This is a genomic window from Halomonas sp. GFAJ-1 (assembly GCA_002966495.1).
Classification (GTDB): domain Bacteria; phylum Pseudomonadota; class Gammaproteobacteria; order Pseudomonadales; family Halomonadaceae; genus Vreelandella.
Genome location: CP016490.1, coordinates 814,838 through 836,968, shown reverse-complemented (window position 1 = coordinate 836,968; position 22,131 = coordinate 814,838). Strand labels below are relative to the sequence as shown.

Annotated in this window: 21 protein-coding genes and 1 other RNA gene; 10 read left to right on the top strand and 12 right to left on the bottom strand. The window is 53.3% G+C overall.

The window, feature by feature from the left end; all coding sequences use genetic code 11:
* Position 1: 1 nt before the first annotated feature.
* The 5 genes from BB497_03800 to BB497_03780 are packed head-to-tail and all read right to left on the bottom strand — an operon-like array spanning position 2 to position 4,297.
* Positions 2 to 982 carry a hypothetical protein gene (locus BB497_03800; protein AVI61883.1) on the bottom strand — a complete coding sequence of 327 codons (981 nt, stop codon included), beginning with the start codon at positions 980 to 982 and terminating at the stop codon, positions 2 to 4.
* Positions 979 to 2,010, bottom strand: coding sequence for a hypothetical protein (locus BB497_03795; protein ID AVI61882.1), 1,032 nt, complete (start codon positions 2,008 to 2,010; stop codon positions 979 to 981). The genes BB497_03800 and BB497_03795 overlap by 4 nt, the downstream gene beginning before the upstream one ends.
* Complete coding sequence (locus tag BB497_03790) at positions 1,976 to 2,806, bottom strand: hypothetical protein (protein ID AVI61881.1); 831 nt, start codon at positions 2,804 to 2,806, stop codon at positions 1,976 to 1,978. Before BB497_03790 ends, BB497_03795 begins: the two co-directional genes overlap by 35 nt.
* Positions 2,803 to 3,561: a hypothetical protein gene (locus BB497_03785; GenBank protein AVI61880.1), complete on the bottom strand. Its 759-nt coding sequence runs from the start codon at positions 3,559 to 3,561 to the stop codon at positions 2,803 to 2,805. The genes BB497_03790 and BB497_03785 overlap by 4 nt, the downstream gene beginning before the upstream one ends.
* 13 nt (positions 3,562 to 3,574) lie before the next feature.
* Positions 3,575 to 4,297, bottom strand: coding sequence for a 3-deoxy-D-manno-octulosonic acid kinase (locus BB497_03780; GenBank protein ID AVI61879.1), 723 nt, complete (start codon positions 4,295 to 4,297; stop codon positions 3,575 to 3,577).
* Between BB497_03780 and BB497_03775 the strand changes: the two genes are divergently transcribed.
* The 3 genes from BB497_03775 to BB497_03765 are packed head-to-tail and all read left to right on the top strand — an operon-like array spanning position 4,296 to position 8,105.
* Positions 4,296 to 5,393 (top strand): glycosyl transferase, encoded by a 1,098-nt coding sequence (locus BB497_03775; GenBank protein ID AVI61878.1) that lies wholly within the window; start codon positions 4,296 to 4,298, stop codon positions 5,391 to 5,393. The two genes, BB497_03780 and BB497_03775, sit on opposite strands and share 2 nt — an antisense overlap.
* The gene (locus BB497_03770) at positions 5,383 to 6,813 is read left to right on the top strand and encodes a bifunctional heptose 7-phosphate kinase/heptose 1-phosphate adenyltransferase (GenBank protein ID AVI61877.1); all 1,431 of its coding nucleotides are present in this window, start codon (positions 5,383 to 5,385) and stop codon (positions 6,811 to 6,813) included. The genes BB497_03775 and BB497_03770 overlap by 11 nt, the downstream gene beginning before the upstream one ends.
* The gene (locus tag BB497_03765) at positions 6,813 to 8,105 is read left to right on the top strand and encodes a 3-deoxy-D-manno-octulosonic acid transferase (GenBank protein ID AVI61876.1); all 1,293 of its coding nucleotides are present in this window, start codon (positions 6,813 to 6,815) and stop codon (positions 8,103 to 8,105) included. Before BB497_03770 ends, BB497_03765 begins: the two co-directional genes overlap by 1 nt.
* Here BB497_03765 and BB497_03760 read toward each other — a convergent pair whose 3' ends face one another.
* Entirely contained in the window at positions 8,106 to 8,780 is a 675-nt protein-coding gene (locus tag BB497_03760) for a ribose 5-phosphate isomerase A (GenBank protein ID AVI61875.1), read from the bottom strand.
* 160 nt (positions 8,781 to 8,940) lie between these two features.
* Here BB497_03760 and BB497_03755 point away from each other — a divergent pair, with 160 nt between their 5' ends.
* Positions 8,941 to 10,455 carry a PLP-dependent threonine dehydratase gene (locus BB497_03755; GenBank protein AVI61874.1) on the top strand — a complete coding sequence of 505 codons (1,515 nt, stop codon included), beginning with the start codon at positions 8,941 to 8,943 and terminating at the stop codon, positions 10,453 to 10,455.
* 415 nt (positions 10,456 to 10,870) lie between these two features.
* Here BB497_03755 and BB497_03750 read toward each other — a convergent pair whose 3' ends face one another.
* The 3 genes from BB497_03750 to BB497_03740 form a co-directional block, all read right to left on the bottom strand.
* Positions 10,871 to 11,518, bottom strand: coding sequence for a 5-formyltetrahydrofolate cyclo-ligase (locus BB497_03750; protein AVI61873.1), 648 nt, complete (start codon positions 11,516 to 11,518; stop codon positions 10,871 to 10,873).
* Positions 11,519 to 11,523: 5 nt separating this feature from the next.
* Positions 11,524 to 11,706: non-coding RNA, 6S RNA (gene ssrS, locus BB497_03745), on the bottom strand.
* A 42-nt stretch (positions 11,707 to 11,748) separates the two neighbouring features.
* Positions 11,749 to 12,057, bottom strand: a complete 309-nt coding sequence (locus tag BB497_03740; GenBank protein ID AVI61872.1) for a cell division protein ZapA — start codon at positions 12,055 to 12,057, stop codon at positions 11,749 to 11,751.
* A gap of 169 nt (positions 12,058 to 12,226) precedes the next feature.
* Between BB497_03740 and BB497_03735 the strand changes: the two genes are divergently transcribed.
* From BB497_03735 to BB497_03720, 4 genes are all read left to right on the top strand, one after another.
* Positions 12,227 to 12,805: a hypothetical protein gene (locus tag BB497_03735; protein AVI61871.1), complete on the top strand. Its 579-nt coding sequence runs from the start codon at positions 12,227 to 12,229 to the stop codon at positions 12,803 to 12,805.
* Between the two features lie 48 nt (positions 12,806 to 12,853).
* A complete protein-coding gene (locus BB497_03730) occupies positions 12,854 to 14,194 on the top strand; it encodes a Xaa-Pro aminopeptidase (protein AVI61870.1) in 1,341 nt (446 codons plus the stop codon).
* 73 nt (positions 14,195 to 14,267) lie between these two features.
* Positions 14,268 to 15,494 (top strand): 2-octaprenyl-6-methoxyphenyl hydroxylase, encoded by a 1,227-nt coding sequence (locus BB497_03725; protein ID AVI61869.1) that lies wholly within the window; start codon positions 14,268 to 14,270, stop codon positions 15,492 to 15,494.
* 26 nt (positions 15,495 to 15,520) lie between these two features.
* On the top strand, positions 15,521 to 16,777 hold the full coding sequence (locus BB497_03720) for a 2-octaprenyl-3-methyl-6-methoxy-1,4-benzoquinol hydroxylase (GenBank protein AVI61868.1): 1,257 nt from the start codon (positions 15,521 to 15,523) through the stop codon (positions 16,775 to 16,777).
* Here the strand turns inward: BB497_03720 and BB497_03715 are convergent.
* The 3 genes from BB497_03715 to BB497_03705 all read right to left on the bottom strand — a co-directional run bounded on the left by BB497_03715 (position 16,774) and on the right by BB497_03705 (position 20,883).
* Entirely contained in the window at positions 16,774 to 18,078 is a 1,305-nt protein-coding gene (locus BB497_03715) for a peptidase S41 (GenBank protein ID AVI61867.1), read from the bottom strand. The genes BB497_03720 and BB497_03715 overlap by 4 nt on opposite strands.
* Before the next feature lie 94 nt (positions 18,079 to 18,172).
* Positions 18,173 to 19,318 (bottom strand): peptidase M23, encoded by a 1,146-nt coding sequence (locus BB497_03710; GenBank protein ID AVI61866.1) that lies wholly within the window; start codon positions 19,316 to 19,318, stop codon positions 18,173 to 18,175.
* On the bottom strand, positions 19,318 to 20,883 hold the full coding sequence (locus BB497_03705) for a phosphoglycerate mutase (2,3-diphosphoglycerate-independent) (protein AVI61865.1): 1,566 nt from the start codon (positions 20,881 to 20,883) through the stop codon (positions 19,318 to 19,320). Before BB497_03705 ends, BB497_03710 begins: the two co-directional genes overlap by 1 nt.
* A gap of 254 nt (positions 20,884 to 21,137) precedes the next feature.
* Between BB497_03705 and BB497_03700 the strand changes: the two genes are divergently transcribed.
* Both BB497_03700 and BB497_03695 read left to right on the top strand, forming a co-directional pair.
* Complete coding sequence (locus tag BB497_03700; protein ID AVI64248.1) at positions 21,138 to 21,560, top strand: sulfurtransferase; 423 nt, start codon at positions 21,138 to 21,140, stop codon at positions 21,558 to 21,560.
* Between the two features lie 61 nt (positions 21,561 to 21,621).
* Positions 21,622 to 22,131 (top strand): protein-export chaperone SecB, encoded by a 510-nt coding sequence (locus tag BB497_03695; protein AVI61864.1) that lies wholly within the window; start codon positions 21,622 to 21,624, stop codon positions 22,129 to 22,131.

The following is a 22,131-nucleotide window of genomic DNA, read 5'->3' as shown; positions in this document are numbered from 1 at the left end:
TTTATCTAGTATAAAACTCTACTTGCTTCAACATATTTTCTTCTCCGTACATATTTTGAGTTGTTTTAACTGCATTTCTACCTATAAACTCTCTAAGATGCTGATCGTTAATAAGCATTTCTAACAACTTCTTAGCCTCTTCAGTAGTATCAAAAAGAAAACCATTTTTTCCATGCTCAATCCAATCTACGTATCCACCCTTTCTTTCAACTACGATAGGTAAACCAGCTGCCATTGCTTCAAAAACAACGCGACCAAATGTTTCAATATGTTCGCCAGTGCGATAGTAGAAAATATCTATGTGATGGTAAAAATCATTTGATTTTAAAGTACCGGTGTTAAATATTTCTATATTCTCAGTGTTTGAAAGTTCATTCTTTAAACAAGAGGCTCCCTGGAGGATGATTTTAACGTTTGACTTGGCTAAGCTTTTATAAATATCTACGTCTGAAATGTTGTGTTTGCCCGGATCATCTCTACTCATTCTGCCAACAACAATCATTTTTTGATCGTTCAAATCTCTTTCTTTATGTTGAAGAAATGTAGAAATATCAATGGGTGACGGGAAAACCTTTGCATCTATATTTTCAGCATTTTTTTGGTAATTAGACACAACAACATACTCAACATCAGGCCACCTGAGTAATTTAGGGTGATGTGAGGTTAGCTTTACATGTTTAGGATGAAAAGTATTATAAATATTAATGAGTCTTTCTGGGCGAGGTATTAGATAAGGCCAAAGCTTATTACGCCAGTGGCAGCCTACAAAGACATAAGTGCCTCCCTTAGGGTAGCTACCCTTAGTAAGGAGCGAAATTTTTTGTATGCCGTACTTTTCCATTAATTTAGGGCAGGCGCGAGAGGTGCTCGCCCAAAGTTTTACCTCTACATGCTTTGAAAGCATCTTAGCTAAGTGTAGGGCTTCCTGTTCGCTTCCTCCGTGTTCAGTTTTGAAGCTATTAAAAATATGTATTTTCTTCATATACTTGAAACCAAGTTAAAATAGTTGGGCTCGTGAGGTTGCTTGCTCATTAAGAAATATTTCTGCAGCACTAGATGTGATATTAATAATTCTCGCTGGTGATTTAAAAAAGGTTTTACATAGTTGTTAGCATTCTTAATTATTCTGGCAGCTGCGTCTTCGTTTTTTCGATAGAAATTAATTTTATCCTCCAGATCAGAATAATCATCTTTTAGTTCGACGTAGTGGACGTTAGGGATGAGCAAACCTTCCATAAACCAGGTTTCAAATTTAGGCTTTACCATAAAGCAAAGTGAATTGGATGCCATTATCCACTTTAAATTACTGGCTACCTCATTGCCTTCGATGCTTAAAATAAATTTATATTTCAATTGTTCCTGAATGCTCATGAACGGTTTCTTGCCTAGTTCAGCATCTCTGTTAGTGTCTCCAACATTACATAATGGGTGAGCATGGAAATACTCGATAAAATAGCGGCGATGGGGTTGATGACAAGCCCCACGCCAAACTAGTTGATCTTTTTTTGTAGCGTAATCAAAAGGGTCATCTACAAAATTAAAATGCCTGATAGTGTTTAATTTTAATAAAATTGAGTTTTCGTTCTTCTGAGATATGGGCCTGCTCTTTACAAACGTTGGCGTGCAAGGAATGGTTTGTACGTCACCAGGGGTATAGTGAAACAGCAGGTTATCCGTAAAAGCAGCTAGCTGCATCGTTAAGTCATAGTGGTAAAACCAGCTGCCAGTCTTCTTTAAATTTAAAACATTGTGAACGAGCAGTTCTTTGTTTATTTCGAAGTTATGGTTCAACTTGTTATAGTAGTTTACTCTTTTAAGTATGTCGTTTTTTTCACAAGGACTGGCCTGCGTGTAACACATGTCAAAAAGGTGATTTAACTTTTTCTTTTGATGATTTTTAGATGTAATTTTTAATGCCGCATACTTGAAGTAGCGCCTTGCTTTCTCTAGGTTTTTGTTGGTTTTTTGCAAGCGGCTAGATAAGTTCATTGCTTTCCTTTGCCATATCATTTACACCGAATGTGCAGAATGTTGTTCCCTTCTCTAAAGAGAGCTTAAATTTTGCATAGTTTTCACTTTCATTAAGGCGTGAAGCTTCTTTATGATGAAGGTGCATGACATAACTGTAAAACTTGCCATCTTTTCTATAAATATTGTTGTTCATTAGCCTTATAACTAAGTCACTATCTTCTAGGCCCCAGCCTATAAAGTCATTATTAAAGCCATTTATGTCGAAGAAATCTTTTCGCCATAATGAAAGATTACACGTAACAGCTCCTTGCCATTTATTTTTTCGTTTAAAACGAAATGAGGAGTTGGCTGGCATTCTGAAAATAGGGTGGACTCTCTTTATTTTTCTTTTAAGCCATAGCTTAACAATTTCATTACGTTGGAATTGATGTGGTACACCATTATTAATTAATTGGTAAGTGTAATTTTCAGAAAGCTTTAACCTTGAGCCCGGTACGAAAAATCCTGGCTGAGATAGGTGAACATGATCTGTGATAAAGCTATGAGGAAGAATACAGTCCCCGTCAAGAAAGATAAGGTACTCTCCATCAGATATAGAAACGGCCTTGTTCCGTATTTGGGCAGCCCGAAAGCCTATATCCTCATGCCAAGCATGCTTTATAACAATATTACTTAATTTAGTGAATCCTTCAATGCATCGCTTTGTTTTCTCATCGGAGCCATCATCCGCAATGATAATTTCATAGTTTTGATAGTCTTGCATTAAGGCACTCTTAAGCACAAGCTTTAGAGCCTCTGGCCAATTGTACGTGGTGACTATTAAGCTCACTTTCATTTTTTAGCCTCAGACCTTTGGTATACCTTGGCATATTTGAAGAAAACGCCGATTGCATCGCCAAAGGAAATAACAAAGCCACGCCAGCCAGAAGTGATACCCAGCTTTAAAATATATGATCGGAAGAACGCAAAAAAAGTCTTCACGATAATAAAAAAGAAGCTGTATTTAACTTTTTTGTTAGAAGATGCATATATTTCGGAATAAAGCTGTGCCTTGTCTAATGTCTGTTTTATATCAAAAATAGCGTAATGTATTATTTTTCCTTTGAGCTTTATGATTTTGGTTTGGCTATTGGTCTCGATCTTTTCATGAACTTGGCTATCAGTAAATCTATGTATTTTTTTATTATAAAGTCGAATGATAGAATCATTTCCCCAGCCATTTGTGGTAATTTTTTTACCGCAAAACCAATTTTCTCTTAATATCTGGCCAACGGTTTGAGTATCCTTAATGTCCCAGCTTGAAAGCTCGTCAAAGGCACTTTGATGAAGCTCTTCGTCTGAATCAAGAGAGAATACCCAGTCTGTTGGTGCTTTCTCTGCAGCATAATTTTTTGTTGGCCCAAACCCAAAAAAATCGCCCTCAATAACAATAACATTGTCGAACGAGCGACAAATACTGATAGTGGCATCGGTAGAACCGTTGTCATAAACAAGCACATTCTTGAAGCCTTTAAGAGACTCCAAGCATTGCTTAATGGTATTTTCGCTATTCTTTGAAATGATGACGGGCGTTATATTTTCTAATAACATAAAAAGCCTAATATTAAATAATTCTGCTTGAATTGTAGCTGCTTTTTATCGTCAGCATTGCATCTAAGGTGCGAGTAAATTTTAATATCGACCTCTCCAGCCGTTTCAAGTTTCGTTCCTGCCACTTGCCAGGTGGCCGAAGGCGACAGCGGTCCAGGTCAATCAGCCAAGGTTCGCCATTAGGGTCGATTAAAATATTGCGGGCGTTGAGATCCACATGGTCAAGCCCTACCTGATGAAAGCGTTTAATCATCGCGCCAACGCGCTTTAGCAGTGCATGGTCGGCTTTATCAGCAGCGAGTAAGGATGCCAGCGCCTGGGCGCCTGGTACTCGCACCGTAAGCAGTGCCGCCTCGTAGGTGACCCCGAAGCGCGTTACGCAGCAGGCAACCGGACGTGGCACAGGTAAACCTTGTTCATACAGCTTGGCGGTTAAGCGTAGCTCGCGGAACGCTCTGGTGCGCTCTTCTCCAAGCCATAGATAGCGTTTTTGGCTTAGCTTGGCGACCAGCCCGCCACGGCGGTAGGGGCGCATTACCCACTGCTCGTTAGCGCGGGCCTGTAAAAAAAGGCTACTGCCACGCCCAGGCGCCTCACCGACGATTAACCCCTGTTTGCGCCAATACTCCTCTTCAAACAGCGTTGTATCGAGTTGGTGTGATGCGCCAGCGTCACTTAAACTGTCTACATCATATAAAATCAGCCAACTTTCCTTCCGGAGTGCCGCTAAGCGCATGAAGCCCTCTCTGCCTGCTCAACCCAACCATATTGCCATTTTGCGCCTCTCCGCGTTGGGAGACGTGTGCAATCTCGTGCCCACGGTGCGGGCATTGCAGCGCCAGTGGCCCCACGCACGTATTACCTGGATTATCGGCAAGGGGGAATACAGTTTACTGGCGGGGCTTTCTGGGGTCGAGTTTGTTGTCTATGACAAGTCTACCGGTCTTTCCGGCATGCGAGCCATTTGGCGGGAACTGGCCGATACGCGTTTTGATGTGCTGCTGCACATGCAGCAGGCCATTCGCGCCAGCGTGCTCTCACTGGGGTTAAAGGCCGATGTGCGGGTAGGGTACGACAAAGCCCGCGCCAAAGATGCCCAGCACTGGTTTACCCAGCGCCAGCTTGCGCCACACCCCAATGCCCATGTGTTGGAGTCGTTTATGGACTTCGCACGCTTATTGGGAGTAGAAGACGACCGCCTCGAGTGGAACTTAGCCGTACCCCCGGTGGCCTACGATGAGGCGCGGGTGATCAGCGGCGAAGGGCCTTATTTAGTGATTAACCCCTGCAGCAACGCGCGGCTGCGTAACTTTCGCAACTGGTCGGTGGAAGGCTACGCTAGCGTTATAGAACATGCGTGGGTGCAGCATGGCTTGAAGAGCGTTTTAACCGGCGGCGGTAGCTCCCTTGAGCGTGAAGTGAGTGACCAGATTGAAGCGCTATGCCAGCCAGGTAGCGTGATTAACGCCATAGGCGGCACATCGTTAAAAGGGGTGCTGGCCCTTATTGATAATGCACAGGCGGTGATTGCCCCGGATACTGGCCCTGTCCATATGGGCAACGCCATGGGGACACCAACGCTTGGCCTTTATGCCACCACCAATCCGCAGAGGGCAGCGCCTTATTTGTGGCGCGACTTTGCCGTCAATGCCTACCCTGATGCGGTGCGCACGTACCTACATAAATCGGTAGAGGAGGTTAGTTGGGGGCAGCGGGTGCGCCATGCCGATGCGATGGATCTAATCAAAGCTGATGATGTGATTGCAAAGCTAGACGCGCTGCTGGCGTATACCGCAGCGCAGCCAACAACAGGACCTTCGGATGAAAGTTGATTTAACCGCCCTAGAACACGCCCGCGTGCTGGTGGTGGGAGACGTAATGCTCGACCGCTACTGGCACGGTGGCACAACGCGTATTTCGCCAGAAGCGCCGGTGCCGGTAGTGCGTGTAGAGAACGCCGACGACCGTCCAGGCGGCGCTGCGAACGTCGCGCTTAATGTGGCCTCCTTGGGCGGCCATGCTGCTTTAGCAGGCGTCGTCGGAGAGGATGACAACGCTGAGCTGTTGACGTCGCGCTTGATGGCTTCAAATGTAAGTACTTACTTTCAGCGTAGCTCAGAAGTACCCACGATTACGAAGCTGCGTGTGATGAGCCGCAACCAACAGTTGCTGCGCTTAGATTTTGAGCAGAGCCTTGAGGGGGTCGATACGTCAGCGCTGTTAGCACAAGTCGAAAAAGCGCTGCCAGCCTGTGATGTGGTGATCCTCTCTGATTACGGGAAAGGCACGCTCAATCAGGTGGAGAAGTTAATCGCGATGGCACGCGCCCATGGTAAACGGGTGCTGATTGACCCTAAGGGCCAGGACTTTAGCAAGTACCGCGGCGCTAGCTTGATTACCCCCAACTTAACCGAGTTTGAAGCGGTGGTTGGGCTGTGTGCGACCGATGACGTGCTTGCCCAACGCGGTGAGGCGCTGCGCACCGAGCTTGAATTGGAAGCCTTGCTCATCACCCGCAGTGAAAAAGGCATGACCCTCATTCGTGAAGGCCATGCGCCGCTGCACTTGCCTACCCGCGCCCAGGAAGTATTCGACGTAACCGGCGCGGGCGATACCGTGATTGGCTTGATGGGCCTCGCCCTGGCGGCAGGCCACGCACTGCCCGAAGCCATGATGCTGGCTAACCTGGGTGCTGGCCTTGTAGTTGCTAAGCCGGGCACCGCAACGCTTTCGGTTGCCGAGCTATATACCGCGCTGCACGGTGACAAGCTTGCGGAGTTTGGCGTAATTGAGCAGACCCCGCTGGTGGAAGCGGTTCGAGGTGCCCAGCTTCGCGGCGAGCGGTTGGTGATGACCAACGGTTGTTTCGATATCCTCCATGCTGGCCACGTGGCGTATCTTGAGCAGGCTAAACGTTTGGGGGACAGGTTGATCGTGGCCGTCAATGACGATGCATCCATAGGCCGTCTAAAAGGCCCCAAGCGCCCTATTAACCCGCTAAACCGACGGATGCAGGTACTAGCAGGGTTAGGCGCCGTCGATTGGGTCGTGCCTTTTAGTGACGATACGCCTCAGGCACTAATTGAAGCCGTTTTGCCGGATATTTTGGTGAAAGGCGGCGACTATCGCCCTGAAGACATTGCTGGTGGGGCCGCGGTGATGGCCAACGGTGGCGAAGTAAAGGTATTAGGCTTTGAAGATGGCGTATCGACGACGGCAATGATTAGCTCTATTTTGGATCGCGAGCGTTAATGTCGCTTCCGACGTGGCCTCGGTGGGCTTACTCAGCGGTGCTTTATGTACTGTCTCCGCTGATTACTTGGCGTATTTGGCGAGAGCAAGTACTTACTTACTCCCGCCTTCAGCGGCTTGGTTTGCGCCTTGGCGAACTCCCCCCGGCGCCGCGCATTTGGCTGCACTGCGCCTCGGTGGGGGAGGTGCGCGCTGCCCGCCCGTTAATAGAGGGCTTGCTGGCGCGGTACCCGAAGCACAGCCTGCTGCTTACCACCATGACCGCTACCGGCGCCCAGCAGGCCCAAGTGCTGATGGATGAGCAAACTGCAGCCGACAACGTAAGGCTTGCCCACTGTTTTCTGCCGCTAGATTATCCTGGCGCGGCAAAGCGCTTCCTCAACCGTGTGAAACCTAAGGTTGCCCTGCTGTTTGAAACCGAGCTGTGGCCCAACCTGCTCCACGCTTGCCATCAACAAGGGGTGCCTGTTGTCGTGGTGAACGGTCGGCTATCGCCGCGGGCCTTTACACGCTATCAGCGTCTGCGCCCGTTGATGGCTAGCGCTTTAGCGAACCTGACGTGGCTGGCGGCGAAATCGGCAGCCGATGCTGCGCGCTTTCAAGCCCTCGGCGCGCGGGCCGAGATCACGACTGTGGTTGGGTCGTTAAAATTCGAGCTTGCCCCTAAAGATAAGGCGATAAAAGAAAGTGAGCGCTTACTTCGCGGCTGGGCGGAGCGGCCTGTATGGGTAGCAGGCTCCACCCGTGAAGGGGAAGAGATGCTACTGTTAGAAGCGCACCGCCAGCTGTGTAAGCGCTTTCCTAATGCGCTATTGGTGCTAGTGCCGCGTCACCCCCAGCGTTTTGATGAGGTAGCGACTCTCTGCACTGACGGCGGGTGGGTGTTAAGCCGCCGCAGCCAGCAACAGGCAGTCACGCCACAAACGCAGGTCTACCTGGGGGATACGTTAGGTGAGTTGGCTACGCTGTATGCAGCAGGCTGCGTGGCCTATGTGGGGGGGAGCTTAGTGCCATTGGGTGGCCACAACGTGCTTGAACCGGCTGCGTTGGGTAAACCGGTGCTCAGCGGCCCCTTTATCGAGAATTTTAACGACGTGGCCGATCCGCTGTTAGCCGTTGGCGCACTCACGTTGGTCAGCACGCCCGATGCGCTAGCGGTAAGGCTAGTCGAGTATTTTGACGCGCCAGAGTGTGCTCGCGAGCAGGGTGAGGCAGGGCGTGTTGCCATCAATGCCCATCGAGGCGCGCTAGCGCGCACTCTCGAAGGGCTTGATGGTTGGTTGGAGCGTTGATTAGCGTAGCGCAGTGCGTTCTACGCCATCTGCCTTACCCAATAGCAATACATCGGCACCGCGAGCAGCAAACAAGCCGTTGGTAACCACGCCCACAATGGCATTAATCCGTGTTTCCATAGCGACGGGATCGTCGATCATAAAATCAAAGCAGTCGATGATTTGATTACCGTTATCGGTCACTACACCTTGCCGATACACAGGGTCTGCGCCTAGCTTGACCAGCTCTCTGGCAACGTAAGAGCGCGCCATCGGGATGACTTCTACCGGCAGTGGAAAGCTACCGAGCCGAGCCACTTCTTTCGAGCCGTCGGCGATGCAGATAAAACGTTCAGCGCAGGCGGCAACAATTTTTTCACGGGTAAGCGCGGCTCCGCCGCCTTTTATCATGTGTAAGTGAGCATTAACTTCGTCTGCACCATCTATATAGAAAGGAATGCTGCCAACACTGTTAAGCTCAAACACCTCAATGTCTAAGGCTTGTAGGCGCTTGGCACTCGCCTCTGAGCTGGCAACGGCCCCTCTGAAGCGGTCACGTAGCGGGCCTAAGCAGTCAATAAACAGGTTGGCGGTTGAACCTGTGCCGATACCCAACACGGTATCTTTCTCAAGGTGTAGTTCTATCTCTTTAATGGCAGCGTCCGCCACGGCGGCTTTTAGTTCATCTTGGGTCATTGTGTTTTCCAGCGTCAGGGTTGGCAGGTGATCCCTAGTATAACGGCCCCAGCGATAACTGCCGATGGAAACGCTGCTAGACGTCGCTAGGCGTAATCTGCTACCAATAAGAGCCTTGTCCGTACCCCTATGGGTCACGCTATTTTTCTGGGAATTCCGCATGCTAGAAGCAACCGTCAAAAAGATCCTCCAAGCCCGCGTTTACGAAGCCGCTTGTGAGACCCCCATTTCTCCTGCTCCCTTTTTGTCGCGTCGCTTCCATAACCAAATTTTAATTAAGCGCGAAGATTTGCAGCCGGTGTACTCGTTCAAAATTCGCGGCGCCTATAACAAAATGGCTCAGCTCACCGAAGAGCAGAAGGCCAAGGGGGTGATCGCTGCATCAGCAGGCAATCATGCCCAGGGGTTGGCTATGGCAGCCAAGCTAATGGGCGTTAAAGCCATCATTGTGATGCCACGCATTACGCCGGACATCAAGGTTCAGGCGGTGCGTGCTCGTGGGGCTAAAGTCATCCTGAAAGGCGATGCCTTTGCCGCCGCTGCCGAGCACGCGCAGGAATTGATCAAAGAGCACGGCTATACCTACATCCCACCCTTTGATGATATCGATGTGGTGGCAGGCCAGGGCACCATTGGCGTAGAAATTCTGCGCCAGCACAGTGGCCGCCTAGACGCTATTTTCATTCCGGTGGGCGGCGGTGGGTTAATCGCTGGAGTGGCCGCCTATGTGAAGTACTTGCGTCCTGATATCAAGATTATTGGTGTAGAAGCCGAAGACAGTGCCTGCCTGAAAGCCGCCTTAGAGGCGGGTGAGCGGGTGGTGCTGGATCAGGTGGGTGTATTTGCCGAGGGTGTGGCGGTTGCACAAATTGGCGAGGTGCCGTTCTCTCTTGTGCGCGATTTGGTGGACGAGGTGATTACGGTTAACACCGATGAAATGTGCGCTGCGGTGAAAGATATCTTTGAAGATACGCGTGCGGTGGCGGAAACCTCGGGTGCGCTTTCGCTGGCGGGGCTGAAAAAGTACGTGCAGCAAACGGGCGTTGAAGGCCAAACGCTGATTTGCATCAACTCGGGGGCTAACACCAACTTTGACCGCCTGCAGCATATCGCTGAGCGCACCGAGCTTGGTGAACAGCGTGAAGCGATCTTGGCGGTGACGATTTCCGAGAAGCCCGGCAGTTTTAAAAAATTCTGCCGTACCTTAGGCAAGCGTATGGTGACTGAGTTTAGCTATCGCTACGCTGACAATAGCGAAGCCCACATCTTTGTCGGTGTGCAGGTGAAGCCCGGCGGGGAAGACCGCCAAGCGGTACTGGATAAGCTTCGCGAAGGGGGCTACCAGGTGGAAGACCTTACTGATAACGAGCTAGCGAAACTGCATATTCGTCACCTGAGTGGCGGCCGCCCCAGCGAGCGCTTCGAAGAGGAGCTTTATCGCTTTGAGTTTCCAGAGCGGCCAGGGGCGTTGATGAACTTCCTAACCCAGCTGCCCCACGACTGGAATATTTCGCTGTTTCATTACCGCAACCACGGTGCCGCCTACGGCCGCGTATTGGTGGGGATGCAAGTGCCGAGCAGTGACCGCACCCACGTGGCTGAATATTTAGATGCAATTGGATACCGCTATTGGCAGGAGAGCGATAACCCAGCCTATCGTTTGTTTATGGCTTAGTAGTATGTAAGCGCTTACTAACGCCATGAGTGAGAGCAGCTAGGCAGTCTAAACGCTATGAAACGTTTAATTGGACGTTAAAAATAGCGCTTATCGCTGTTGTCAGCAGGGCCTTATAGCCCTATAGTCATGATCGAAATTAATGCAGTGTGTCTCCTTTCCAAAGGTAAAGCCTGGGTGACGCACTGAGGGGTATTTGGCAACCGTGAAAGATGTTGGAGAAGAGGCATGCGGCGGAAGAAGCCTGATATGGTGATGGCGTTAACAGTGGTGTTTTTACTCGGCGTACTTGCCACTGGATATGCGCAGGCAGTGTCGGGGAGTTAACTCATCAGGTTATACCTCCCGCGCATTCAGCTCACGCTGCTGCACCTATTGGTAATTAATTGTTTTGCAAACGGGCTGCCCTCTAGGGTTAGCCCGTTTTTGTTGGACGCACCGTCACTTGGTCGCTGACGACGGCATTAAGTGGAATGTCCCAAGGCTCCACGGGGAGCGTCTCTACCTGCTGGCAGGCATGGGCAACACCGATCAGTGCGGGGGCAGGCCCTTTTCTTTGCATGAAGGCGAGACTACGGTCATAAAAACCGCCGCCCATGCCCATACGGTTTGCTTCAGCATCAAAGCCTACCAGTGGCACAATCAACGTATCCAATGCCCAGGCAGGTAACCGATGACGCCTGTTAGCTGCGAAGCGTGGGCACGGTTCGGCAATGCCAAACCGGTTTTTAACCATCGGTGTTGTAGCCCGGTAAACCACAAACCAGAGGCTATTGGCGCTGAAAGGGCGAAGCACCGGTAGATAAACCTCGACATTACGCTGGCGTAGCCAAGGAAGTAGCGGTGTTGGGTCAATCTCACCATTCACCGGTAGATAGAGGCTGATGCGTTTAGCTCGGCGAATTTCGGGCAGCCGTTTTAGCCGTTGGCAAAGGGCCATGGCGGCCTGGCGCTGTTGGTAAGGGGAAAGTGCCTGTCGCTTGCGCTTGAGTTCGCGCCGCAGGGCGCGCTTATCATCCAAGCGGCAATGGTAAGTGGTATGGCGGGAAGAGAGGTCGTGCATTGAAAGTGTTCCCCAGAGTGCCGCTGTCGTTCTGGCCCTGAACCTACTGGTTCAGGTGGGTGGCCGCAGCCAGACCGTCAGGCTTTCCGACGCACGGACATGCACACGGGCCTGGCTAGCATTTGGCCCCCTGGGTACTGCGCATAGGCTCGAGGGACTATAACGACTGGCGTACACCCCAGAGAACACCACTATCCTACCAGAGCCAGGGCTAATGCCAAAGTATCGCGTTAAGGTTCTTCGGCACGGCGCGTTTTGGCCAGTGCGCGTTCAAGCTGGTCATTCAAGCGGCTGAGGTTCGCTTCGCCAGCACGGTGCTCGTCTAACGTTTCAAGCAACTCATGGGTAATATTAAGCGCCGCCATAATGGCAATCCGCTCACTGCCCAGCACGCTACTTTGAGCATGAATGCCTTGCATGGCGCGGTCTAAATAGCGAGCAGCGCGCTCAAGCTTGGCTTCTTCACCGGAATCGCAGGCAATTACATAGCTGCGACCCAGTAGGGTGACTTCTTTAGTTGGCCGCTTAGCGTTACTCATCAAAGGCTCCAGCACAGGTCATTTTGTTGACCGATGCGTTAACATCACTGCATAGGAAGGATAGACGGCGTTCACTATAAGAGAGCCGCTTACGTGGGGTCAACGCGCAGGCGCGCCGACCGTTGTTCTATTGTATTCGTCTTCACTTACTCTAAAGCGAGTTATTACCATGTCTCTTATTGAAGAGCGCCAGGACTTTTCTGACGTTGCGGATGTGTTTCTACTGCATGGCAGCATGCAGTCCCCGGCTTTCTTGGACGGTCGCCTGTCTGGCCTCTTGGCGCTGCGTGACATTACCGCCCAAGCGTGGCTGGAGGAGGTCTGCTTAAGTCTAGGCGTTGAGCAACCCCGTGACGAGGCCAGCGCTGAACGCTTACTAGGCTGGCGTCGGCAAACGCTGGAAGCGCTTAGCGCCAGCGATTTGAATTATGCCCCGTTGCTGCCTGATGAACTGTTCTCGTTGGCCGAGCAGGCCCAGGGTCTGAAAGAGTGGACGCTAGGCTTTATGGAAGTTGTCGAAGACGCTGCCGACGAGTCGATGCGTGAACGCTGGTCGCAAACCCTGCGTGAAGCCATTGAGGACTTGGCAGGGCTTGCGCAGATCGAAACTGATATCGACGATAGCCCTGAAAACGAGAATGACCTATTTGCGCTGACTGAACACGCACGTATGGCGGCCATGTTGCTGTATACCGAACAACACCCCGGCATGCCTCAGGTTGAACAAACAGACACCCCCGTTCACTAAGTTTTTTTACGTAATCTCTAACCAGCCCATTAATTGTTAGGAGTCGATATGTTGCCTGAGCTATTGCCCCGCCCCGCAGCGATTGAGCCAGCCGAGTACCTGAAGCGGCGCGAGGCGCTGATAGCGCAGCTACCGCAAAATGCTGCCATGGTGGTGCCAGGTGCTTCTTTGGTAACGCGCTCCCACGATAGCGAGTACGCGTTTCGCCAGCAGAGCGACTTCTACTACCTTACCGGCATTCAAGAGCCCGATGGGTTGCTGGTGCTGTTGCCCGGCCGCGAGGAGGGTCAAAGCGTGGTGTTTTGCCAAGACCGCGACCCCACTCTGGAAGCCTGGACGGGTAGGCGGCTGGGCGCCCTGGGTGTTGAACGCCTGCATGGTATTGACCAGGCGTATGAAAATGCCCAGCGCGATGAGCTGTTGCCAAGCCTGCTGGAAGGCCGCGAATTGCTTTATGTACCGCTGGATAACCCCGAGGCCTTAAGCATTGCAGAAAACGCGCTAGCCCATGCGCAGGCGGGATTGCGGCGTGGTAAACCAGCGCTAAAAGGCTGGCTCGATAGCCGACCGTTAACTCACCAAATGCGCTTGATTAAGAGCCCTGCAGAAATCGCACTGCTGCGTCATGCAGCAGCTATTTCCGCCCAGGCCCATGTTCGTGCAATGCGCGTTTGCCAACCAGGGTTGAGCGAGTACCAACTGCAGGCGGAACTGGAGCACGAGTTTAAGTGGCAGGGTGCCAGCGGGCCGGCTTACAGCACTATTGTGGGCGGTGGCGCTAACGCCTGCGTGCTGCACTATATTGAAAATAGCGATGTGCTGGATGCGGATACGCTGGTGCTGATCGATGCAGGCGCCGAATTTGATCTGTATGCCGGGGATATCACGCGCACCTTTCCTGTTAGCGGGCGTTTTAGCGAAGCCCAGCGGGCTCTTTACCAAGTCGTCTTAGAGGCCCAAGAGCGCGCTATCCAAGCGGTTGCGCCTGGTGCAAGCTTGGTGGATATCCACCAAAGGGTGGTGCGTGACTTAACGGCAGGCTTGATCTCTCTAGGGCTGCTAGAGGGCGATGTAGAGGCGCGTATTGATGATGAGAGCTATCGCCGCTTCTATCTGCACTCTACGTCTCACTGGCTAGGGCTGGATGTTCACGATGTGGGTACTTACCGCCTTGATGAGCAAACCCCGCGCCCGCTAGTAGAAGGCATGGTGCTGACGGTTGAACCTGGCCTGTATATTCCTGAGGACGACGAACTGCCAGCGGTGTATCGCGGCATAGGCATTCGTATTGAAGACAATGTGGTGGTGACTTCAGCAGGGCATGAGGTGCTTACCTCAGGCGTGCCTAAGCAGGTGGCTGAAATTGAGCAGTTGATGGCTACTAAATAACCGCTGAGAATTAAGCTGTTTCTGCATTATGTAAATTACGTTACGGTTTACGATAGAGTTTCAGGAGAAGCCCATGCTAGGCGCTAATCAGGAGAAACAAACGCTCAGCCACGATATCGTGATAGTCGGCGGTGGGCTGGTAGGGGCAAGCTTGGGCTGTGCATTGGCGCCGCTGATTGAGCGTTACGGCTGGCGCGTGGCGATTATTGAAGCGGCAGCGTTGCCTGAAAACAGTCAGGAAACGCCCTGGCAGCCCAGCTTTGATGCCAGGGCCAGCGCTATTGCCGAAGGGTCTGCCCAGCGCTTTCGCCAACTGGGCGTTTGGGAAGCCATGCAGCAAGAAGCCGCGCCCATTGAGCGCATTCATATTAGCGAACGAGGGCGCTTAGGCGCAGCGCGGTTAAGCGCTAAAGAGCTGGGTGTTGCAGCATTAGGGCATGTTATACCCAATGCCTGGATGGGACGCGTGCTTCACCAGCAGCTTCAGCGATTGCCCATAGAGTGGTACTGCCCGGCTAAGGTTGACCAGCTAACGCCCCAAGCCTACGGCCACCACTTAGTGCTCTCTGATGGGCGCGAGCTAACGGCGGCGCTCACTATTTTGGCAGACGGTGGACGTTCCGATCTTAAAGAGCAACTGGGGATCAGTAGCCGCCACCACTCTTATGAACAAACCGCGCTGATTGCCCATGTTGGGGTAAGCCAACCCCATCAAGGTGTGGCCTATGAACGATTTACCGCAGAGGGGCCCATTGCGCTACTGCCGTTACCAGGCCAAGCCATGGAGCTAGTATGGACCCATACCAGTGGCGCCGACCAAGCGCGCTTAGCCCTATCTGACCGAGCGTTTTTGCATCAATTACAAACCGCCTTTGGCGATCGGGTTGGACGTTTTACGCGGGTTGGGCAGCGTTTCAGCTATCCGCTATCGCTAGTTACTGCCGAAGAACCCGTACGGCCTGGGTTGGCGGTACTGGGCAATGCGGCCCATGCGCTTCATCCGGTAGCAGGCCAGGGGTTCAATCTTGCGCTACGCTCGGTAATGGATCTAGTGGAAGCGCTAGAGCAGGGTGCCCAACATCAGCGCTCGTTGGGCGATATGCCAACGCTGCTTGCCTTTGAACAGCGGCGTGCCCGAGACCGGGCCAACGTTATCCGATTTAGCGACGGCTTGGTGCGTTTATTCGGATACTCACTGCCTCTGTTGCCCCATGCCCGCGCGGCTGGGCTGATTGGGCTTAATTTGATAGGCCCGCTGCGCCGTGGCCTTGCGCGTCGGGCCATGGGCCTGGAGCGTTGATTTACTAAGCAATTAAGGGACGTGCTATGACAACGCAAACAGCGGCAAGCAAAGCGCCGGTTGAAGACTTTGACGCGGTGATTGTTGGAGCGGGCATGGTCGGAACGGCGCTGGCAGGGTTGCTAGCAAAAGCGGGTATGCGGGTAGCACTGGTAGAAGCGAAAGCGTCGCCACTGCAACTTAGCGCGTTTGGTGGCCATGCGCCTGCGCCAAGGGTAAGCGCCCTTACACCGGTTTCCCAGCGCCTGTTGACCCACCTAGGGGCATGGCCCGCCATGGAGGCGACCAGAGTAACGCCTTACCGCTATATGCAGGTGTGGGATGCTGACGGCAGCGGCAGCATTGATTTTTCTTCCGATGAAGCGGGCGCCCCCGTGCTGGGGCATATTGTTGAAAACGATGTCACCTTAGCGGCGCTCAATGAGCAGGTGCTTCATTTGCCCGGGGTTAGCCCCCTTTTCGGTTCGCGTATTCAAGCGTTACAAACCACCGATACCGGGCGTTGGCTGGTACTGGAGGACGGTCGTCAGCTGCATACCCCGCTGTTAGTCGCTGCAGACGGCGCTCGCTCTGCCCTGCGTGAGCTGGCAGGGATTGAGGTCGCTGAAGAGGCGATGGAGCAGGATGCGCTAGTGACGACGGTTTTGTGCGAAAAAACGCATGGTGCCACGGCGCGTCAGGCTTTTATTGCAGGAAGCCCTTTAGCCTTTTTACCGCTGACGGTGAAGGGCGATGATCGTTACTGCTCAATTGTATGGTCTACCACCCCAGACCATGCAACGTCACTCGCGAGTCTTTCCCGGGAAGCATTAGGTGACGCGCTGGGGAGTGCATTTAGTCACCGGCTGGGTGAGGTGACAGTGGTAGATAGTGCCCATCGGTTTCCGCTCGTGCAGCGGCATGCAGCGCACTACGTGCAGCCCAACCTTGCCCTGGTAGGCGACGCCGCCCACAGCATACACCCGCTGGCTGGGCAGGGCGTAAACCTGGGCTTTATGGATGCGGCGGTGTTGGCTGAAGAGGTGATCACTGCCTGGCAACGCGGCGCGCCGTGGGGGGCGTTAACCACCTTGACCCGCTACGAGCGGCGGCGGCGTTTTGATAACAGCGCCATGTTAGGGCTCATGAAAGGCTTTAAGGTGCTGTTTGGTAGTCATGTGCCGGTGCTCACCCTCGCGCGAAATATAGGTATGAGCGGTATGAATCAACTGGTGCCGTTAAAGCGCGTGATTATGCGGCAGGCCACTGGAGAGCGTGGTCGCCTGCCGCTGTCGTGCCGTTAGCGGCGGCGGCGGTCCACAACGTTGAGCGCTTTAAGCAGATTAAGCGCTTCGCTGAGCTGGTAATCATCCTGCAAACGCTGGACGGCGGCGGAGCGCTCACGAGGTAGAGCCGATTGACCGCCCAGATGTCCATCAAGGTCGGCTTCGCGGATCTCGCGGCGGCTTTCGGCAACCTCTAGTCGGCCACGTACTACCTCTACATCCGGCGCGATGCCTTGTGCTTGAATCGAGCGCCCGTTGGGCGTGTAGTAAAGCGCGGTGGTGAGCTTAAGGCCTTCACCGTTACCCAGCGGCATAATCTGTTGCACTGAGCCTTTACCGAAGCTTTCGGTACCCATGACGACCCCGCGGCGCTGGTCTTGCAGTGCCCCTGCGACAATTTCAGCCGCTGAGGCGCTGCCGCTATTAATCAGCACCACTAGCGGTACGTCACCAGCGGGCGTTGCCGGTGAGGCTGAAAACGACATTTCGGTGTCGGAAAGCCGCCCCTCAGTGTACACAATCAGCCCTTCATCTAGGAACAGGTCGGCCACGCCGACAGCGGCCTGCAGCACGCCGCCAGGGTTATTACGTAAATCGAGAATTAAGCCTTCAAGAGGTTTTTCGCGGCCCATGCGTTCTATTGCTTGGCGCGCCTGATCTGGGGTGCGTGACTGGAACTGGCTGATGCGTAAATAGCCATAGCCAGGTTCAAGCACCTCATGCTTGACGCTTTCACTGCGAATGATTTCTCGGTTCAGGGTAAATTCGCGGGGCGCATCTTCGCCTGCGCGCAGTACGGAAATACGAAGCTGGCTGCCCGGCTCACCGCGCATCATGCTGACCGCTTCCTGAAGTGACATGTTGTCGGTGGGGGTGCCGTCAATGGCAATAATAATATCCCGGGAGAGCAGCCCAGCACGGGAGGCGGGGGTGTCGTCAATGGGCGTAATAACCATCAGCTGGCCATTTTCGGTGCCCACTTCAATGCCAATGCCGCCAAACTCGCCCTGGGTGGATTCACGCAGGCTTTGATACTCCTCTTCGTCCAAATAGGCCGAGTGAGGATCCAGCTCGTTGAGCATGCCGCGCATGGCGTTACGCAGCAGCGTGCGGTCATCCACTTCTTCTACATAGCCGCGTTTAATGCGCTCAAATACTTCCGCAAAGGTTTGAATCTCTTCTAACGGAAGATCGTCAGCCGCGCTGTTACCTGCGGGCTGGGCCACTAGCGGTAGCGGCGCTAACAACAGGGCAAGCGGTAGCAGGGTAGCCAAAAAACGCTTGGCGGGGACCGATACCTCGGTAACAGATAGCGTCATGCAGACTCCGCTAGGCGAAAGGCAGCGCATCTCTGCGCTGCGCAAAGTTAATCGTTAAAGCTTTATAGGTGGTGATACACGTCAGCTTATCCCGTCAGCGGCGTGCAATCCAACGTTGAGGGTTAATTGGTTCACCGCCACGGCGCACTTCAAAGTAGAGCGCCGAGCGTGACTGGCCGCCACTGTTACCGACCCGGCCAATTTCATCGCCCCGGCTGACTTGTTGGCCAGGGCGAGCGCTGAACTGCTGTAAATGGGCGTGCAGGGTCATAATCTGGTCGCCGTGGTCGATGATCAGCAGGTTGCCAAAACCACGCATCCATTCAGCAAAAACGACGCGGCCGCTGTGAACCGCCGTTACCGCAGTGCCTTCGTTGGCCTGGATAACAATGCCGTTATAGTGTACGCCGTCACGGCGTTGGAAATCCGCGGTAATTGACCCCTGCACTGGCCAGGGCAGGTCGCCTTGGGTGCGGGTGATATGGGTGGTAGGGGTGGGTTGCGATAAGCGGGCAAGCTCTGCCTGAATAGCGCGCAGCTGCTGCTCTGCCTGTTCCCGGCTCTGGTTAAGGTCCGCAAGGCGATCAGCTTCGCTGCCATAACGGTCATCTAGCGTTGCCACGACGCCGCGTCGCTCAGTAGTGCGCTGGGCGAGTAGCTCGCTCTGGGCCTCCAGCTCGTCTGCCAATGTATCAAGCCGTGTTTGGCGCTCGCTCAAGGCGTGTTGCGTATCGGCAAGCGCGGTATCAAGGCGTCTAATGTCTGCTAGACGCTGCTGGCGAGCTTGGGTCAGTCGGTTTAAGTAGGCCTGCATACGATCTAGCTCAGCCGGGTCGTTTTGGTTAAGCAGGAGTTTAAGCTGAGGCGTTGGGCCAAGGCGGAAGAGCGCGGCCAGCTGTTGAGCGAGCGCGGTGTATTGAGCATCTCGCTCAGTTTGTAAGCGATCTCTGTGCTGAAGTAACTGCGTGGTTTCCTCGTTTAGCTGGCGGCGTTCGGCCTGAAGCGTATCCAGGCGCTGGTGGGTGTCGGCCAGCTCGGTTTCTACCTCTTTTAACTCGCGTTCAGCGCTGTCGCGCGCTTGACCAGTGGCGCCCAGGCGCTGGGAGAGCGAATCAATTTCTTGGCCAAGGGCATCTAGCTGCTGGCGTGCGGCACTTTCATTTGGCTGGGCGAAAGTAACCGCTGGCGCATACCATAGCGCCAGCATAGCCAGGAGCGTTAAACAGTGCCGCATGGGCATTAATTAAAACGTATGAGCGGCTTCCCGGTCATTGCTTCGGGAAGGGGTTGGTTCATTATCGTCAGCAGCGTAGGCGCTAAATCGCACAGGCGGCCATCTTCTAAAGCGCCGCTTCGCTCACCTACGTAAATCAACGGCACCATAAAGGTGGTGTGGGCGGTTTGCGGGGCGCCGGTTTCTGGATGCACCATCTGTTCAGCGTTACCGTGATCAGCCGTAATCAAACAGGCGCCGCCTGCGCGCTCGATGGCTTCTACCACGCGGCCAACGCAGGTGTCGACGGTTTCAATTGCCTTAACGGCAGCATTAAAATCGCCGGTGTGGCCGACCATATCGCCATTGGCATAGTTGCAGATCATTAGGTCAAAACGGCCGCTGTCGATTGCTTCTACTAGCTTATCGGTGATTTCAAAAGCGCTCATTTCGGGCTTTTCGTCGTAGGTTTTGACGTCCCGCGGTGAGGGCACGAGGATGCGCTCTTCGCCTTCGTACTCGGCTTCGTTGCCACCCGAGAAGAAGAAGGTAACGTGAGGGTATTTCTCGGTTTCGGCAATGCGTAGCTGGGTAAGGCCGCGCTTAGCAACCACTTCACCAAGAGTGTCGCTCAGATCTGACGGCGGAAACGCCGCTGGCGCGGGAATGTCGGCAGCGTACTGGGTCATCATTACTAAGCCGTCACCCGCGAGTTTTGGACAAACGCGACGCTCAAACCCCGTGAAATTGGGCTCGGTGAAGGCGCGGGTTAGCTCGCGGGCGCGGTCAGAACGGAAGTTGAGGAAAATCGCCGCGTCACCATCTTGTAGGGTAATAGCGCCTTCATTGAGCGGAATACTGCTAGAAGCTACAAATTCGTCGGTCTCACCGCGCTGGTAAGCGTCTCGTAGGGCGGTTTCGGCACTGGAGGCAATGAAGTCGGCATGACCGTCGGTAAGTAGACGGTAAGCTTGTTCAACGCGTTCCCAGCGATTATCGCGGTCCATGGCGTAGAAACGACCAATCACCGAGGCCACGAAACCGTTGTCAGCGCCAACCAGCTCCGCTAAACGGGCGTTAGCACGCTCAATTGAACGTAGCGCACTTTGTGGTGGCATATCGCGGCCGTCTAAAAAAGCATGGACATAAATACGCTGAGCACCGCGGCGGGCGGCCAGTTCAGCCATGGCAATAAAGTGGTCTTCATGGCTATGTACGCCGCCAGGGGAGAGTAGCCCCAGCAGGTGGACAGGACGACCGTTGGCGACGGCTTCGTCAATCGGCTTGGTTAGCACCTCAATCGTATCTAGGTCGCCTTCTTCAATGGCTTTCGTGATACGGGTAAAGTCCTGATACACAACGCGCCCGGCGCCGATGTTCATATGGCCCACTTCGGAGTTGCCCATTTGCCCCTCAGGCAAACCCACATGAAGGCCGTCGGTGTGGACGAAGGCGTGGGGGCGGTTGGCCCACAGTTTATCCATGGCAGGCGTGTTGGCGGCGGCCACGGCATTGTGAGCGCTGTCGGGGTTATGGCCGTAGCCGTCTAAAATGATCAGCGCCACGGGGCGCGGAGTAGTAGATGTAGCCATGGAAAAAACCTCGTTAAGTGGGTCCGTCAAACAATGTGAGGAGCGCTTTGAAACCTTATTAAAGGCTGCTCAGGCAGTTTTCAGGCAACACCTTATGATCGGGGTCGCGACGCTCGCGTGCATGGGGCATCATAACGCAGGCAGCCGTCGGGCGTCATGGCCTGCGCGGAATGCTGTGTGACGTGTATACTTGTCGCGTTTCTGACAGTGGCTAGGCCGCTTTTTTCTGCATAGACCAAGAGATTATGTTCGCGATGATCGATCAGCTGTTCGAATTCGTAATGAATCACCCCCTATTAGTGGGGGCGTTTTTGCTGGTACTGATAGCGTGGATTACCTATGAAACGCGCAGTGCTGCCACCAATGCCGTGACCTCTACAGAGGCCACCCAGCTCATTAACCGTGAAGACGCGGTGGTGCTGGATATTCGTGAAAGCAAAGACTTTAAAGCCGGGCATATCGCTGGCGCACGCAACATACCCCAAAGCAGCCTTGATAGCCGCATGAGCGAACTGGAGAAAGTTAAAAGCCAGCCGATTATCGTGGTGTGTAAGCATGGCCAGAGCTCTGGCGCTGCCCATGCAAAACTCTCCAAAGCGGGTTTCGAGCGTGCTACCAAGCTTAAAGGTGGTATGGCGCAATGGCAGGCCGATGGTTTACCGGTCGTTAAAAAGTAATCACGTGGTTGGTAATATCTGCGTGACGTTATTTATCGAATGAATTATCAGGAGCATTCCAATGGCGGAAGATAACAATACCCCCCAGGCTGGCGCCGCAGAAGGCGAAAAGCCACAGCTGAAGTTCTCTTTACAGCGTATCTACGTAAAAGATATTTCGTTTGAAGCGCCTAATTCGCCCTCTGTGTTTAAGCAGGCGTTCAAACCTAAGGTCAATCTCGACCTTAACACCACCAGCCAGAAAATCGCTGACGACCAGTACGAAGTCGTGGTGAAGGTGACGGCTCAGGTTAACGATAGCGAAACGGGCACCACGTCGTTTCTCGCTGAAGTCGAGCAAGCGGGCCTATTCCGTATCTCGGGTATCGAAGGTGCCCAGCTTGAGCAAACGTTAGGTGCGTTCTGCCCTAACCTGCTGTTCCCTTACGCCCGTGAGTGTGTGGACAACCTCGTCAATCGTGGCGGCTTCCCCCCGCTGATGCTGGCGCCGGTAAATTTTGAAGCCATGTACGCCCAGCGCAAGCAGCGTGAAGCGCAGCAGGCTCAACAAGCCGCAGAGAATACTCACTAA